Source organism: Helicobacter saguini (assembly GCF_000762875.2).
Lineage (GTDB): Bacteria > Campylobacterota > Campylobacteria > Campylobacterales > Helicobacteraceae > Helicobacter_A > Helicobacter_A saguini.
Genome location: NZ_JRMP02000024.1, coordinates 20476 through 36148 on the forward strand (window position 1 = coordinate 20476; position 15673 = coordinate 36148).

Annotated in this window: 16 protein-coding genes and 1 pseudogene; 10 read left to right on the top strand and 7 right to left on the bottom strand. The window is 34.8% G+C overall.

Features of this window, described 5'->3' with window-relative positions; translation table 11 throughout:
• Window positions 1-28: 28 nt before the first annotated feature.
• Window positions 29-1255 (top strand): glycosyltransferase family 9 protein, encoded by a 1227-nt coding sequence (locus LS64_RS10940; RefSeq protein ID WP_118977179.1) that lies wholly within the window; start codon window positions 29-31, stop codon window positions 1253-1255.
• Between the two features lie 10 nt (window positions 1256-1265).
• On the opposite strand, the gene LS64_RS10945 is transcribed toward LS64_RS10940, so the two are convergent.
• Window positions 1266-1730, bottom strand: a complete 465-nt coding sequence (locus tag LS64_RS10945; protein WP_034571572.1) for a tRNA (cytidine(34)-2'-O)-methyltransferase — start codon at window positions 1728-1730, stop codon at window positions 1266-1268.
• 76 nt (window positions 1731-1806) lie between these two features.
• On the opposite strand from LS64_RS10945, the gene LS64_RS10950 reads away from it, so the two are divergent.
• The 3 genes from LS64_RS10950 to LS64_RS10960 are packed head-to-tail and all read left to right on the top strand — an operon-like array spanning window position 1807 to window position 4418.
• On the top strand, window positions 1807-2928 hold the full coding sequence (locus LS64_RS10950) for an ATP-grasp domain-containing protein (RefSeq protein WP_034571570.1): 1122 nt from the start codon (window positions 1807-1809) through the stop codon (window positions 2926-2928).
• A 47-nt stretch (window positions 2929-2975) separates the two neighbouring features.
• The gene (locus LS64_RS10955; protein WP_034571567.1) at window positions 2976-3269 is read left to right on the top strand and encodes a DUF3240 family protein; all 294 of its coding nucleotides are present in this window, start codon (window positions 2976-2978) and stop codon (window positions 3267-3269) included.
• Between the two features lie 18 nt (window positions 3270-3287).
• Complete coding sequence (locus LS64_RS10960) at window positions 3288-4418, top strand: pseudouridine synthase family protein (protein WP_034571564.1); 1131 nt, start codon at window positions 3288-3290, stop codon at window positions 4416-4418.
• A 61-nt stretch (window positions 4419-4479) separates the two neighbouring features.
• Here LS64_RS10960 and LS64_RS10965 read toward each other — a convergent pair whose 3' ends face one another.
• Window positions 4480-4791, bottom strand: coding sequence for a MerR family transcriptional regulator (locus LS64_RS10965; RefSeq protein WP_138127353.1), 312 nt, complete (start codon window positions 4789-4791; stop codon window positions 4480-4482).
• A gap of 100 nt (window positions 4792-4891) precedes the next feature.
• Here LS64_RS10965 and LS64_RS14055 point away from each other — a divergent pair, with 100 nt between their 5' ends.
• The 4 genes and pseudogenes from LS64_RS14055 (at window position 4892) to LS64_RS10980 (ending at window position 6410) form a co-directional block, all read left to right on the top strand.
• Window positions 4892-5101 carry a hypothetical protein gene (locus LS64_RS14055; RefSeq protein ID WP_034571558.1) on the top strand — a complete coding sequence of 70 codons (210 nt, stop codon included), beginning with the start codon at window positions 4892-4894 and terminating at the stop codon, window positions 5099-5101.
• Between the two features lie 57 nt (window positions 5102-5158).
• Window positions 5159-5320, top strand: a pseudogene (locus LS64_RS14060) (BsaWI family type II restriction enzyme); the annotation flags it as partial.
• Window positions 5320-6081 carry a DNA-methyltransferase gene (locus LS64_RS10975; protein ID WP_034574267.1) on the top strand — a complete coding sequence of 254 codons (762 nt, stop codon included), beginning with the start codon at window positions 5320-5322 and terminating at the stop codon, window positions 6079-6081. The pseudogene LS64_RS14060 and the gene LS64_RS10975, both read left to right, overlap by 1 nt.
• 104 nt (window positions 6082-6185) lie before the next feature.
• Entirely contained in the window at window positions 6186-6410 is a 225-nt protein-coding gene (locus tag LS64_RS10980; RefSeq protein WP_118949320.1) for a hypothetical protein, read from the top strand.
• A gap of 100 nt (window positions 6411-6510) precedes the next feature.
• On the opposite strand, the gene LS64_RS10985 is transcribed toward LS64_RS10980, so the two are convergent.
• Window positions 6511-7161: a TetR/AcrR family transcriptional regulator gene (locus LS64_RS10985; protein WP_052062513.1), complete on the bottom strand. Its 651-nt coding sequence runs from the start codon at window positions 7159-7161 to the stop codon at window positions 6511-6513.
• A 154-nt stretch (window positions 7162-7315) separates the two neighbouring features.
• Between LS64_RS10985 and LS64_RS10990 the strand changes: the two genes are divergently transcribed.
• Together LS64_RS10990 and LS64_RS10995 are read left to right on the top strand one after the other, a co-directional pair.
• On the top strand, window positions 7316-8017 hold the full coding sequence (locus tag LS64_RS10990; protein ID WP_052062512.1) for an SDR family NAD(P)-dependent oxidoreductase: 702 nt from the start codon (window positions 7316-7318) through the stop codon (window positions 8015-8017).
• Between the two features lie 29 nt (window positions 8018-8046).
• The gene (locus LS64_RS10995) at window positions 8047-8232 is read left to right on the top strand and encodes a hypothetical protein (protein ID WP_034572186.1); all 186 of its coding nucleotides are present in this window, start codon (window positions 8047-8049) and stop codon (window positions 8230-8232) included.
• 3 nt (window positions 8233-8235) lie between these two features.
• Here the strand turns inward: LS64_RS10995 and LS64_RS11000 are convergent, their stop codons facing one another.
• From LS64_RS11000 to LS64_RS11020, 4 genes are all read right to left on the bottom strand, one after another.
• Window positions 8236-9060: a putative sugar O-methyltransferase gene (locus LS64_RS11000; protein WP_052062511.1), complete on the bottom strand. Its 825-nt coding sequence runs from the start codon at window positions 9058-9060 to the stop codon at window positions 8236-8238.
• A 174-nt stretch (window positions 9061-9234) separates the two neighbouring features.
• Window positions 9235-10602 (bottom strand): GNAT family N-acetyltransferase, encoded by a 1368-nt coding sequence (locus LS64_RS11005; RefSeq protein ID WP_034572184.1) that lies wholly within the window; start codon window positions 10600-10602, stop codon window positions 9235-9237.
• Window positions 10603-10630: 28 nt separating this feature from the next.
• On the bottom strand, window positions 10631-13123 hold the full coding sequence (locus LS64_RS11015) for a hypothetical protein (protein ID WP_064773718.1): 2493 nt from the start codon (window positions 13121-13123) through the stop codon (window positions 10631-10633).
• A 74-nt stretch (window positions 13124-13197) separates the two neighbouring features.
• A partial coding sequence (locus LS64_RS11020) for a valine--tRNA ligase (protein WP_138127355.1) occupies window positions 13198-15673 on the bottom strand: 2476 nt, incomplete at its 5' end.

The window sequence follows — 15673 nt, forward strand, 5'->3', positions numbered from 1 at the left end:
GGGCTTTAAACGCAAAAATGGGGTGAAAATGATAAAAATTAATCCGCAAAAATCTTATGAAATCTTGCTTGTTAATTGCAAATCTTTATTAATTAGTGAGAGTGCGATTTTCCTTTTGAGCTATTTAGATGCCCTTAAAAACGCCCTGCCACACGCAAATGTAAGTTTTTTAATTCACTCAAGTATGCAGGATTTTTTTACGCATAATCCTTTTATTAAAAACATTTTTTGTATTGATGATGTGAGTGTTTTAAAAAAAATAAAGGACGCTCATATCGATATTTCAATCTCCATAGAATCTAGCAAATCTAGCACGATTTTGCTTTTTAAGGCTGGGATTAAAACGCGTGTGGGCTATTTTTCAAAACTCTATAGCATTTTGTTTAATTATAAAATAAAAAAAAAGCGCACAGATTCCAACACGCACGAGATTTTTAACGCCCTGCCACTTTTAAAAATTTTTAAAATTAGCGAGATAAATCCGCCAAAAATCTACCTAAATATCAATGAAAAAAGCCAAAGTTTGCAGTTTTTAGAATCTAGATTCAGTAATTTTGCTAATTTGATTGTGCTAATTCCTTTAAAAATTAGTGAAATTTCTTATAATTTTAAAAATTTTTTGACCTTAGCAAATGCGTTATCTATGGACTTTCCGCTTTTAGTCGTGGGGAATTTTCAAGAGATTAATTTTTATAAAAGTATGCTAAATTTATATGAAAATTTGAGTGAAAAAAACTTTTTTATTTATGATAAAAGTTATGAATTTAATAACTTTTCGCCTGAAATGTTAGAATCTAAATCGCAAGATTCTATAAAAAAAGATTCTATAGAATCTAGTTTGCAAAAGGCAAAAGATTCTATAAAAAACATAGAATCTAGCCTAAAAAACGCCCAAAATATAGAATCTAAAAGCCCAAACACCGCGAATATCTCGCAAACTCGCCTACTTTTAGCAATCCTTAGCAATGCAAAATTAGTCATTGCAAATAACAACGCATTTTTGCATGCAAGTACTGCGCTGAAAGCCGCAGTACTCGGCATTTTCCCCTTTATAAAAACCATAAATCCAAACAAAAACGCCCCACTAAGCAAAAACGCAACAATCCTAACGCCACTTGGAATCTATGATAAAAAATCGCCCACTGATTTTATAGACGCCACGCAGGAAAGCACGCAAACACAAGGCATCCACATAAATAACATCCCCCCAGACCTAATAATTGATATTGTTAAAAATAAGATTCTAAATGATTAAAAAATGGATTTTAATAATTTCTACTTTGTCTTACCCCCTCAAAAAGTGTGGCGGAGACGGCGGTAGCTAGATTTATACTACGTGCATTTTTTGTCATGGGAAGTTTATAGACTTGAGTGCTATTTGATTCTAAAAGTGTGGAATCTAGCCCCTTATCCTCGCGTCCAAAGTAAAAAAAAGCACCATTTTGCAAGGGTGCATCAAAAATCACTTTTTTTGCCTTTGTGCTTAAAAAAAAATGATTGCTAGATAGCGGAAAAGTCTCCCAAAAAGCCTTTAAATTCGCCCATTCAAACACCTGCAAATACTGCCAATAATCAAGCCCAGCACGTTTAATTTCCTTTTGCGAAATGGAAAATCCAAGCGGATGAATAAGATGCAAACTCGCCCCACACGCGACACAAAGCCTACCGATATTGCCCGTATTCTGTGGTATGCGCGGCTCTACTAAAATCACATGAAAATCTTTTTGCATATTAATCCTTTGTGTGTGGAATTTTATCTTAAAACTTAAATGATAGAATCTAACTTATCAAATTTAAAGGGAAAATATGCTATTAAATGACTTGAAAAAAGGGATTTATATCATCCATGAAAATAGCGAGTGGATACCGCCTTTTAGGGATGCGTTTAATCGTGCTAAAGAACGTGGCACAATTAAGGAAAATGTGGAATTAAATGAGATTGTTATAACAAATGGTGCGATAAATTTGGCTAATTTTGGGAATTTGCAAATAAATTTTAAACTAGATTCTAAAAAAAATAAAAAAACTAAGGAACGCTTAAAAGATTCTACAAATTTTGGTGGTGTGTTTTGGAGTCGCCTTAGTGCGTCTTGCCATACGCGTGGGAATATGTATTCTAAAGAATATGGTAGGGCGTTACTAAATTACTTAGAATATTTAGAATCTTTTCAAAAGTTAGATTCTAAAAAACATAATAAAATCCCTATAAAAGTTATAAATAGTAGTGCTGTGCTTGAGTATGAAGTAAGCAAGGTTAGACAATATCTAGCCTTGCAAAAGGCAGGTTTTAGAGTGCCAAAAACTATCGCTGTTTTTGGGAAAAGCGACCTTTTAGAATGTGCTAAAAAAATGCAAACGCCCTTTATCACAAAGCATAATCAAGGCGGCAAAGGCTTAGGTGTGCGGCTTTTTGAGAGCATAAGTGAGTTTCAAAAATATATAGAATCTAGCGAATTTGAAATGCCAAATGATGGTATTACGCTTTTGCAAGAGTATATCCGCACAAAAGAGTTTTTTATCACACGCATCGAGTTTGTAAATAGCAAGTTTGTGTATGCCGTGCGTGTGGATACAAGTGGTGGTAGCTTTGAGCTTTGCCCTGCTGATGCGTGCAATATAGATTCTAAAAAGCCTGAAATAGCCGGTGCTGCCTGTGCTGTGGGCAGTGATAATAAGTTTAAAATCCGCCCTGATATTACGAAAAATACGCCGTTAGTAAAAGCCTTAGAATCTTTTTTGAAAGAGCATAGAATCTATATTGCTGGAATTGAGTTTATGGAGAGCGTAAATGGTGAAATTGTCGTGTATGATATTAATACAAACACAAATTATAATAGTGCCGTAGAATCTAGCCTACGAAATGATGGCAAACTAGGCGCCGCCGATAAAGTTATAAAATTTTTGTATAAGCAGTATGAAAAATTATGAATTATATAATCTAAAATATTTCTAACGTCAATAAAAAGGGTTTGAAAATGACTATAATGCTTGATTTGTATATGCGTGCTGAGATTAAGGATAATGTGATTGACTTGCTTTTGCAAAATGGCTATGATGACTTTTTCTTTATCGAGGCAAAAAAATATGCCGCGTCAAATATGCTACTTAGCGATGAGGAGCAAGTAAGTGGCAGGCAAAACTACGCAAATCTTAGAATCTATCTAAATAATTCCGCTGCAAATATGCTAGCAAGTCTTATAAAACAAAGCTTTGAAGATGTGCGTGTGTTTGGAATTGAGTGCCAACCCTTAGGCTTTTTTATTGAGTAGAGATTTTGCGAATATTTTATGAATTCTAAAAATAATATTAAAACTAGCGATTTTTTGGCTCTAGCCTTTAAGATTCCAAATATTAGCTCACTTAGCTTTGCAAATGCGATTAAATTTTCTTTGAATAAACAGGGTTTTAATATCGCTAAAATGGGCTTTCTTGGCACGCTTGACCCCTTTGCGTGCGGGCAGCTGCTGCTTGCGAGTAACACTTATACGCGGCTTTTAAATCACATAAATGTGGCTTACAAAACTTATCGTGCGACTTTGTTTTTGGGGCTAAATTCGGCTAGTTTGGATAGTGAAAATGTCGAGCGTGTCGATATTTTAAAGCCTTTTAGTGTGGAGCAAATTTGCAGTGTTTTAGATTCTATAAATGATAAAATTTTGGAGTATGAGCCACCGAAATTTAGTGCAAAGCAAATCAATGGACAAAGGGCTTATAATCTCGCACGTAAGGGAGTTTCATTCAATATACAACATATTAAAACGCATATTAAAAATGTGGATTTGCTAAATTATTGCCATCCGTTTTTGAGTTTTGAGATTACGCTTAGTAGCGGTGGATATGTGCGAAGTGTGGGCGACTTGATTGCTGGAGGTTTGGGCGTTTGTGGGGCGTTATGTTATTTGGAACGCGTGTCCGAAGATGATTTTTGCTATTTAGATTCTATAAAATCTATGGAATCTTTAGAATCTGGGCGACAAGATTCTATAAAATCTTTAGAATCTAGCTTTGTATCAAAAGATTTTGGCATAGATTCTAAATTAGATTCTATAATTTCTACAAATTTTAATTTTCAAGGTATAAATTATCCTACCAAACTAGCCATTTTAAATATAGAATCTGCCCTTAAATATGACAAAATAAATCTTGCAAAATATGAAAAAGACGCCCTTTGCGGTAAAAAAATCAAATTAGATTCTAAAGATTTCAATTTAGATTCTATAGAATCTAACTCGCAAGAACTAGGTTTTATAGAATCTAATAGAAAAAACGTAGATGTTTCGCTACTGCTCAACATGACAAATAAAATAGATTCTATAGAATCTAAACGCTTCCTAGCCGACTTTAATTCACATTTTAGTATCATTGACATTCACAAAAATGGCGAAATAAAATACATTCTAAACAATATCAAAAAATAAAACTTAAGCTAGATTCTATAGAATCTTAGTTATTTTGTAGATTATAAATAATAAAACAAAATTATTTAATCTTTAACTTTGCGTTTTTATCCTTGCTTAAGAAAAACTCTTTTGCCTTTGAATGATATGGGTTTGCTGGGTCAAAAAGATTTTCTCCACTTTGCTCTATTGTCTCATAAATGGCTAGTTGTTTTTTTAATTTTTGGCTAGATTCTAATAATTCTTTTAATTTTGCCTCAACTTTAACCTGACAAGATTCTAACATCTTTTTACGCTCATTTATAGAATCTAATCCGCGAGAAAAAAGGCTTTGATAATGCTTTATATCCTCAACACTCATCTCCATTTTACGCAGACAATCAACCCACAACACAGAATCTACATTTAAGTTACTACATTTTATCTAAAAGTTAGAAAAATCAAAATATTTAAAGATATAATACAAAGCTTAGATTCTAAAATAATGGATAAAAATGAAAAAACCTTATGAGAAAATTACGCATAATTTTAAAGATTTTTTAGATAAAAATGGGCTAAATGCTTTTAAAAATCTAAAAATATTTTTTTATCAGCAAAAAGAGAATTTTTATAGTGATAAAATACAAGAATTAGAGCTACAAGGCTTAAGTAAGCAAGAAGCCACAATAAAAGCTAGACCAAGATTAGCTATAATATGGGGTTAGTGTGATAGGGCGAGTTTGGAAAATATTATTTCTTTGCTTATTGCTGATTTTTGCACTGATAATGACGATGAAATTAGCTTTTTACACAATATAAAAAAGTCGCGAATTGTAATGGAATATGAGCTAGATGGTATATATTTGGCAAAAGAGAGTTTTGATTCTACACCTAAGATAAAAGGGATAGAATCTTTAGTCGATGATTTAAAGAATCTAGTATGATTAGTCCATATTTTTCTTGTAATAACATATTTTTGTATAATGATTCTACCCTAAATAAAAATCTTTTAGAATCTAGTAGCATTGATTTAATTGTTACAAGTCCGCCATATAACGTGGGCATTGAGTATAACTCAAATGAAGATTCTATGAACTATGATGAATATTTACAATGGACGCAAAGCTGGCTTGCAAATTGCTATTTTTGGCTTAAAAGCTCGGGGCGAATGTGCCTTAATATCCCCTTAGATAAAAATAAGGGCGGGCAGCAAAGTGTGGGCGCGGATATTACGCACATTGCTAAAAGCGTGGGCTTTAAATACCATAGCACAATCATTTGGAATGAGAGCAATATCTCGCGCCGCACAGCGTGGGGGAGCTGGATGTCTGCGTCTGCGCCTTATGTTATCGCGCCTGTGGAGCTTATTTTGGTGCTATATAAGGATAAATGGAAAAAAGATTCTAAAGGCACTAGCGATATAACAAAAAATGAATTTATGGCTTGGACTAATGGAGTGTGGAGCTTTAATGGTGAGAGTAAAAAGCGAGTTGGGCATCCTGCGCCCTTTCCACGTGAGCTGCCGCGTCGGTGTATAAAGCTATTTTCTTATGTGGGCGATGTGGTGCTAGACCCTTTTTGTGGTAGCGGGACTACGCTTTTAGAATCTATGCTACATAATCGCTTAGGCGTTGGCATTGAAATTGATAAAACTTACTGCGAACTTGCTAAAGATAGAATCTTAAAAGAAAAAGGGTTGTTTTAGATTCTATAAATTTTTTACATTTTTTACAAAAATCTCTTGACTGACACAAAGTGTCATCTTTTATAATATCACAAATTTTTTAAATTCTTTTAAGGAGTGTAAAAATGCAGGTTTTAATATTAAATAGAAGTCCTATAAAGGGCGGAAATACCGATAGTTTGTGTGATAGTTTGGCGCGTGGTGTTTTGGGGATGAGTGTAGATTCTAAGCTTTTAGAATCTAAAAATGTAGATTCTAAGATTACTAAAGACGTGAAAAAAGATTCTATAGAATCTAAACTCGCAAGTTTGTCGCAAGATTCTAAAAACCAAACGCCCATCACAGCATAAAAGATTCTATAAAAAATTTCGTTGCGACCAAAATTTCCCAAACTTTTATGCCAAAGCCCACGCAGCCATTAATAAAATCTAATGAAATTATAGAATCTAATCACTCAAAATTGTATAACAAAAGGCTTTTTATGCCCTGCTGCATTATGGTTGTGCCGATATTTGCGATAGTTTCTACATTTTCATTCATATCATTTTGTATCCACGCAAAAAGGGTAGAGCAAATCCCACCGATATAGTAGTGATTTGAGTAAAAAATCGCACTTTTGTTTGAACTTTTATTATTAAAAAATTCCATATTTCCTAACTTTTTAGAATCTAAATTATGCAAAGATTGCGAAAAATCACGCATTGTATTTTTATGCAAATTCTTTACAAAAGTATCCTGTATAGCCTGTGAAAGTCCCGCATTTATCAGCATTTTATATTCTTTATAATATTTTTTTGTAATATTTAAAAGGGCAATCCATGTTTGTTTTGTCTCTAAAATCGGGTCAAATTTCGCCATTTCACTGCTACTTTCAATCACAATTTTTTGCAAAAGCTCCTCTAAAATCGCCTCTTTGCTATCATAATTTCTATAATACGCATTACGCGAAACGCCCGCCCGCCTTGCAATATCAGTAATGCTAATGCTTTCAAACTTCTTAGTTTGCATTAATTCTAATAGGGAATCTTGCAAACATTTTTTAACCAAAGACTTACTTTCTGCGTTATTTTGTTGCAATATTTCCAACTTTTTGCTATCCATTTTTTACTCCTTAGGCTAAATTATAGAATCTAAGTGATGTTACAGATTCTATGCTTTTTGTTAAAGATTCTAAGCTATAAAATTTAGAATTTTTTTGATAAAATTTTAGGATGTAACAAATGTTACATTCTATCATAATTTAAGGAGAAATGCAATGCAAAAAGTAATTTTAATCACAGGGTCAAATTCTGGTATAGGAAAAGAGACCGCCAAAACCCTTGCAAAAATGGGGCATAAAATTATCATTCATGGCAGAGATTCTAATCGGCTAAAAGAGACTTTGGAATCTTTAAAGGCTGAGAGCCAAAATAGCGATATTTACGCCTTTGCGGCGGATTTATCACTTAAAAGTGAGATTGCAAAATTTGCCAAAATGATAGAATCTAAATTTGATAAAATCGATGTTTTGCTGCATAATGCGGGTGCGCAATTTGGCAGTGTGCGCGAGGTTACAAGCGAGGGGCATGAAAAAACTTTTGCTATAAATGTGCTTGTGCCCTTTCTTTTGACGCATTTGTTAATGCCGCTTTTGCAAAAAAAATTACCACAAAAAGATTCTTTGCAACTAGATTCTAAAAATATGGAATCTAAGGGTTCTAAAAATATAGAATCTAATGGCGAAAATGCCCGTGTAATCGCGGTTAGCTCTAGCTCATTTATCGTTGGAAAATTTGATAAAAATGATATTGAATTTAGCAAAAATTACTCACTTTTTCGCGCTTATGGCGTAAGCAAAAGGTATGAATACTGGATAATGCAAAAGTTCGCGCAAATGGGGATAAATGGCGTCACATTCAACACTTTGGAGGCGGGTGCTACGAGCTTGGTCGCATTTCGGCGAATAATTTTGCCTTAAAAATTTTGGCTATTATTTGGATGCCTTTTATGTGGAGCTTACAAAAGGCGGCTGCAACAAGTGTGTATCTCGCAGATTCTACGGATGTAACAAATGTTACAGCCGAGTTTTTTGGTAATTTAAAAGTGAAAAATATCAAGGAAAAATACCGCAGACAAGAGGATATGAACGCCATTTGGGAATATTGTAATGAAATTTGCAAGGGGTATTTGTAGAATCTACCACACTAAGATTCTATTATTTTCGTGTGTTTGTGGGATTTCATCTTTGATTTTTATATCGGCGTTAAAAAGCTTTGGATATTCAATCAAAGTATGATTAAAGCCCGGCGCAGCGATGTCATTAAAAGTGATGTAGCCATGCGGCATGTGCCCTAAATGCGAGACATACATATCTTGCACACTGCCGCGAAGCTCGCTAAATGCGTAGTTGCTAATTAGCAAATCGCACTCATTTTGCTCCTGCAAACCATAAATAATTTTAGATTCTATATCGCCAAAATGCCCTAAATACCGCTTGTCTAACGCAAGGACAGAATCTAAATCAAGCAGCTGATAGCTTTTCACATCAAAGCGACTAAGAATTAGCCTTGCTTGCCCGCCATATCCCACGCCAATCTCGCAGATTCTAAACCCTGATAAATCGCCAAATTCCATTATCAAATCGCTCAAAACCTTGATATACCGCAGTGTCGTAGGGCTAAACTGACCCGACCCATCATAAAAGTAAGTCACCGCACCACCATAATAATCATTCTTAGCAAACTCTTTGAAATCCCGCTCACTAAACATTTTCCGTTTCTTTATCACATCCAAATATCGCTTGCCATCACTAAAGCTCACATGCTCTAAAACGCGTGTGTAGGCTGGATTTGTGCGAAAAGTGTTGAATGTGTTTTCGTCACTTGCGGCTCTTAGACAAAAGCTAGGATAATCACTTGTGTTGCTATCAGTAAGGCTTGTGTTGTAGATTTCGCTTGTTTGTTCTTGCTTTTTACCGCTTATTTTACGAGCTAGTTTTTTTATTTTTGTCCTTAGACCCATTGTTTCTCCTTGAATTTTTACTAAAAATATTGTAAAATTCAAGATACAAAAAAAAAAAAAACAGACAGAAAATGAAAAGTAAATTTGAAAGAAAATTTTACAAAAATTTATTTTGATGTTACGAAAAGTAAAAAATTAGCATTTAGAATGTAATAAATATTTAGAATCTAGATTCTAAAAATAATCACTAAAATATGCTTTGCCTTCTGGCAGGATTTCTTCTAGTTTGTCGATTGCGGCGTTGCTAGCATTTAGGCGACCTATGCTACGCAGGTATAGTGGGCGTTTGTAGCCTAGTAGCATTGTGGTTAGTGTTTGTATGTCTAGTTTTATTATTTCTAAGTTTTCACATTCAAAATTATGATTTTTAGAATCTAGTGCCCTAGATTCTATCATCTCAAGCCTAAAATCATCATAATTAAAATGCAAAATAAAAGCCAGGTTATTCCACTCTAAAAGCGGGTCACGCACGATAAAACAAAGGCTAAACACCGACTCTGCCCTATCAAAAGGATACTGCTCCAAAAACTGCGCCACATCGACAATTCGCGCCATAATATACGGACTAATGCTCTCCTTAATATGCCCATCTTCTAGCAAAAATGCAAGGCTGTGGTTGCTAAAATTCGCCCCTTCAATTCGCTCAAACATACTTTTATGCGCCGCGATATAGCCCCAAAGCCCATGACGTGCCTCTTCATTCAAATAAATCATCTCCTTAATCTTAAAAATATCATTTTCCAGCAGATACACGATATAGCCGCTTGGCTTGTCATTTTCATCATAATAAATCGCCACAATCGTGTCCTCCACATCCCACCGCCAATACTCATTCCACGCCAAATCATCACGCACAAGGCAGCCATGCGTCTGCAGTGCAAACTCATTATGCAGGGCAATCAAATCGGGGTGATTTTCTTTCACACGCTGCATCATACCATTGACGGCTGGGGGCTTTGGGAACTGATTATCTTTGATAGTGAAAGTCATTTTATCACTCACAATCTCAAAGCCGCGCGAACGATAATAAGGTATCGAATACGGATAAAGACACGCAATACTTTGGCGATTATCACGCATAATTTTTAGAATCTCTTTCATCAAATCAGCCATAAGCCCTATGCCGCTATACTCCGGATACGTCGCCACTCCTGTAATGCCGCCCATATCAAAGATTTTGTTATAAATATTCATTTTCATAGGATAAAGCGCGATTTGAGATACTAACTTTTCATTTTGGCTAGTTTTAGATTCTATAATATTATGATTAAAATCTTGCGAATTTTGTAACTTAGATTCTGTATTTTCTTTAGAATCTTGCGAATTTTTGCAATCCACCCCCTTATCAAACCAGCCCAAAACCTTTGCGTGCTGCAAAATAGGATATTTGGAACGCTTTATAGAATCATCACTCCAGCCCGTAAAAAGCAAGTCGCTATCAGTGACCTGAAAAGCATACCGCAGCAGCTCATTAAACTGCTCAATGTGGCTTGTATCAAGCATTTTCATCACCAGCCGCTCTTTTATCCTTGACTTTTTCATACCTGTCCTTTTTATAAATTTATAGAATCTAATATAAATTTTCGCGCTCCCATAAAAGTAGGTTAGATTCTAAAAGTTGTTTGTTTATTTTACGTGCTAGATTATCGCGAGTGTCAAAAAAGTGATTAAAAATATCGTGGTATTTGCTATTTACTACATATTTTATAGTGTTTCGTCCAAAGCCTTTTGAGCCTTTTGTGGATTTTGTATGTATAAGTTTGTATTGTCTATATTCTGTTACTTTAAAGCTAAGTGGGTCTCGCTGCATTATTGCGTTTGTAATATCATAGTAGCTATCGTTAAAGTCTTTATTTTCATATTCTTTATTCTTGTGATAGAATCTAAATACTTCTAACGCCACTTTATATAAATCTTTTGCTTCTTTACTAAACTCAAATTGTTTTAAAAAGATTCTAAAATCAAAGGGCTTTTCTTTTGTATCGTGGAATACATTATCTACAAAGGCGGCTTCATCAGGATATAGCACATTTAAAGCATTTCTAGGACAGCCTAATTCTTCGTGCGTAAAAGGCATAATGTAGTTTTTGAGTTTGACTTTATTACCATCACTATCAATAATATATTTATTACTAAAAGCACAATTTTTAAAAAATAAAGCAAACATAACCGCATCGCCAAATAATTCATTTGAAATTTTATTCATCTTACCTTTAAAAATATATTTATTTCTTTCAAAATATTTATTGTGGTCGTTAAAAATTAGCCCCCTACTTAAAAGGCAGTATTTTAAATTAAGGGCTGTGATATAACTATTTGTATTTGTCTTATTTGTTAGATTTATACATCCTGCAAGGTAGCTATAATCGCCTAAAATCATTCCCTTTTGATGCTCTTTTATAGCCTTTTGTATTTCATCGATTAAACAAGGCTTTTTCAAATCATATCTATACTTTTTAACAAAATGCAGTTTTGCAATTTCTAAATCTTTAGAATCTGGCTCATAACGACTAGCACTAAATGAATCTTTATTAATTTCTTTTCCATTATCTTTATCAAAAATTATTTGACTTATGCTCCATTCACTTAGTCCAAATGTAGTTTTAGCATTACTAAAGCAATGGCTAACTATTTTATAGCCACTTTTGATATAAGATTCTATCTCATCACGTAAAAAAGATTCTGTCATATAATAAAAAACTATCACTTGTGGCTTTGTTTTTTCTATCACTTTATTAAAAAATTGTATAGCTGTGTTATGTTTAGAATCTTTTTTATTTTGATAGGGTGGATTCATTATTACCATTAGCTTTTTATTTTCTTTTTTGCAAATTTCACTTATTGTGCGATAAGTATTTTGTCCCCCATGCATAAATAAAGGCTCTTTAGAATCTTTTAAATAATCAAACCTTACCACATTATCAAATCCCTTAATCAAACAAGTATCCACATCTATTTGCTCTAATGTGCTTAAGTAACAAGATTCTTTATATTCTTTCCCAAAGTCATTTTCAAGATTCCCTACTCCCGCACATGGGTCAAATACTAAAAATTCATTTAAGTTATAATGCTTTTTTAGAATCTTATTTTGCAATTCTACAAAGCAGCTAGGCGTATATTCTCCCCCTGTATTTCGTCTATAATTATCACTATAAAATCGTGCAGAATATTCCAAAATCTTTAAAAACTCTTGCTTAGTTGGTGGGCGGACATATTTCGCCCAAAAGTTATTATAATCTTGCATATTTTTTATAGGATAAAATTCTACTTTGCTATTTTCACTATTAGTGTATTTTGTATTAGTAGTGTATTTGATAGCTTCTACATTGCCTTGCTTATCATAAGAATAGTCGTAGTTATTTAGCTGTGTGCCTTCTCGCTCAATGCTATCTACTTCACCTTGTGCTGCAGAACCTTCTTTTATCTCTTTTTTGTATTTTGTGCCATCTAGCATATCTACCAAAAAAAGATTGATTAAATCTTGCTCGTTTAATACAGGCTCTACAAATTCTACATTATTTTTCCATTCATTATAAACCAAAATAGCATTATCTGTAGTAATGTGGATTTGACTTTGCCCTTGCATTAGGCTTTTATAAATTTGCTTTATTTCATCATTTTTATAAACTGAAATGCGTGGGATTTTTACCTTTTTACCATCTTTAAGTATTGTTTTTGGTGCTAATCTATCATTGATTCTATCAATCGCATCTTTGCTTGGAGTGCTAGGAGTTTCAGCATTCCAGTTAATATCATTATTAAACATTACGCTATCATCGCAGCTTATTAGCTCTAAAATGTCATCATTATTAGAATCTAAATAAATTAAAGCTACTTTATCTAGTATATCTTTTTGCTTTTTATTTGTTAGAATAATTTGTGCTAGGGCTTTTCTATATGCGTTTTTATCTAGTATTTGATATTTAGATTCTATATAAAGGACAGGCTTATTTAGCTTATTTCTTACAATCACATCGATATTATTTATATCATACTCACAAGATTCCCCATTATCAAAATACTTATTTGCAAATTTGACTTTGTAATTTACTTCTTCGCTCATCTCTCGCCTTTAAATTCTATAAATATGAATTTATCGTAAAAATTATACTAAGATTGTATGTAGATTTATAGAATCTAGTTTTTTAAGGTCGTTTGTTGTTCCGTGATTTTATTTAGTTTGGTGCGGAGTTCGGTTAAAGCGGTGCGGTTAGATTCTACTACGGACAAAGGGGCGTTTTTGATAAAATTTTCATTACTTAGCATAGAATCTAGCTTTGTGATTTCTTTTTCTAGCTTTGATTTTTGTGCTTCTAGCCGCTTCATTAGTCCATCAATATCTAGGTTTTTAGATTCTATAAAGATTTGTGCGAACTGCCCTATATCACTCACGCAATCAAGCGGCTTAGTATCGCGCACAAATACGCGTTTGACCTTTGCTAGCTTGCCGATAAATTTTAGCCCTAGCTCTTGAAGCGAAACATTGTTATGCAGTGTGTCCGCCTGTGAAATATCGCCTAGTGGCACGATATAAACCTGCTCTAGCTCACTTCCACCTAGCTCAAGATTCACTCGCATCCTACGAATTGTCGTAATGCAATCGCCCAAAATAGCAAAAGTCTCCTCAATGCCTAAATCGCGGCTAAAATCGGCTGGAAAAGCCTCGACCATTATGGAATCAAAGTCGCCCAAACCACGCTCAATATCACGCCCTAAAAGCGAATGGAAAATAAACTCGCTAATAAAAGGCATAAGCGGATGCAGCATTTTCATAGATTCTATTAGCACGCTAGCAAGCTCAAAAACGCTCACCTTATCAGCCTTAGCATACTCCACGCCGATGTCGCAAAACTCACTCCACAAAAAGCGATAAACCACACTCGCGTAAGAATCAAAGCGATAAGATTCTAAGGCTTCACGTGCTTCGGTAATGGCAAGATTCAGCCGCGATTTCATATAGATTCCAAGCGGGGTTTTATACTCATTTAGATTCTGGCGTTCCTTAAATGTGTAGTTAGAATCTTGCTGACCTGCATAAAGTTGCAGGAATTTCATCGCATTTGCTAGTTTATTTGTAAAGTTTCGCGTGATTTCAAGCTGCTTATCACTCATCCTTATATCGCGCCCCTGCACGCACAAATACGCAAGGCTAAACCGCACAATATCTGGGCTATACTGCCTGCAAAGTGCGAGCGGGTCAATCACATTGCCCTTGCTTTTAGACATTTTTTGTCCTTTAGAATCAAGGACTAGGGCGTGTAAGTAAATATCTTTAAAGGCTATTTGGTGCAGGTTAGAATCTGCGGCAATTAGCATTCGCGCTACCCAAAAGAAAAGAATATCAAAGCCTGTTATAAGCAATGAATTAGGATGAAACTCGCTTAAATCGCTATCTTGCCAAAGTGTGCCGCGACCAAATTCGCCATTTGCAAAGCCTAGTGTGCTATGACTCCATAACGCAGAGCTAAACCAAGTATCAAGGACATCGGTGTCTTGGTGGATTTTGTTTTTAGATTCTATATTAATAGGGTGGTGGGTGGGCGAAAGGTTTTTAGAATCTTTTTTAGAATCTAGATTCTGTATTTCTTTAGAATCTTGCGAATTAGATTCTATAAAATCTAGATTCTGTGAATTACACTTTGGACAAGTTGGGTTGCTTTCCACACTTGCAAATTCCGCCCCACACTCACAATAAAACACAGGAATGCGATGCCCCCACCAAAGCTGCCGACTTATGCACCAGTCGCGTAAATCACGCATCCACGCATTATAATTATTTATCCACTGCGGCGGATAGAATTTCGCTTCACCACGATTGACACGCTCTATCGCACCCTTTGCAATGTCGGCTTTCACAAACCACTGCTTAGAAATATACGGCTCAATGATATTGCCGCAACGATAGCACGTGCCAACTTTGTTATTATAATCTTCGATTTTTTCGATAGCGTGAAGCTCTTGCAGTTTTGCCACGATAGAATCCCTTGCTTTTAAGCGTTCTAGCCCTGCAAACTCGCCACATTTTTCATTCAAAATGCCTTTTGTATCAAAGATTACAATTTGCTCTAAATTATGGCGGAGACCGACTTCATAGTCGTTTATATCGTGTGCTGGAGTGACCTTTACCGCACCTGTGCCAAACTCCATATCAACGTGCTCGTCCGCTATGATGGGAATCTCTTTATTGATTATGGGAAGTTTTACTTTTTTGCCGATTAGGTGTTTGTAGCGTTCATCATTTGGATTTACCATTACGGCGGTATCGCCAAAAAATGTCTCAGGGCGGGTAGTCGCCACGATAATGTAATTTTTATTGTGGGCGGTTTTAGAATCTATATTATTAATAGGGTGGTGGGTGGGCGATAGGTTTTTAGAATCTTGCACGTTTGTAGAATCTAGATTCTGTGAATTTTTTGAATCTATAGAATCTTTAGAATCTTTTTTATTATCCACGTTTTTTGTTTCGCTTCGCGAATTGACAAAGTCGTTTGATTCTTTAATATTTTTTGATAATTCTTTGTTTATTGAATCCACACGTTCGCAAGGGGGGACAAGGGGGGCTTGAATTGCGAAGTCGCTCCCCCTTATCCCCCCTTGCAACCCCCCAAACCCC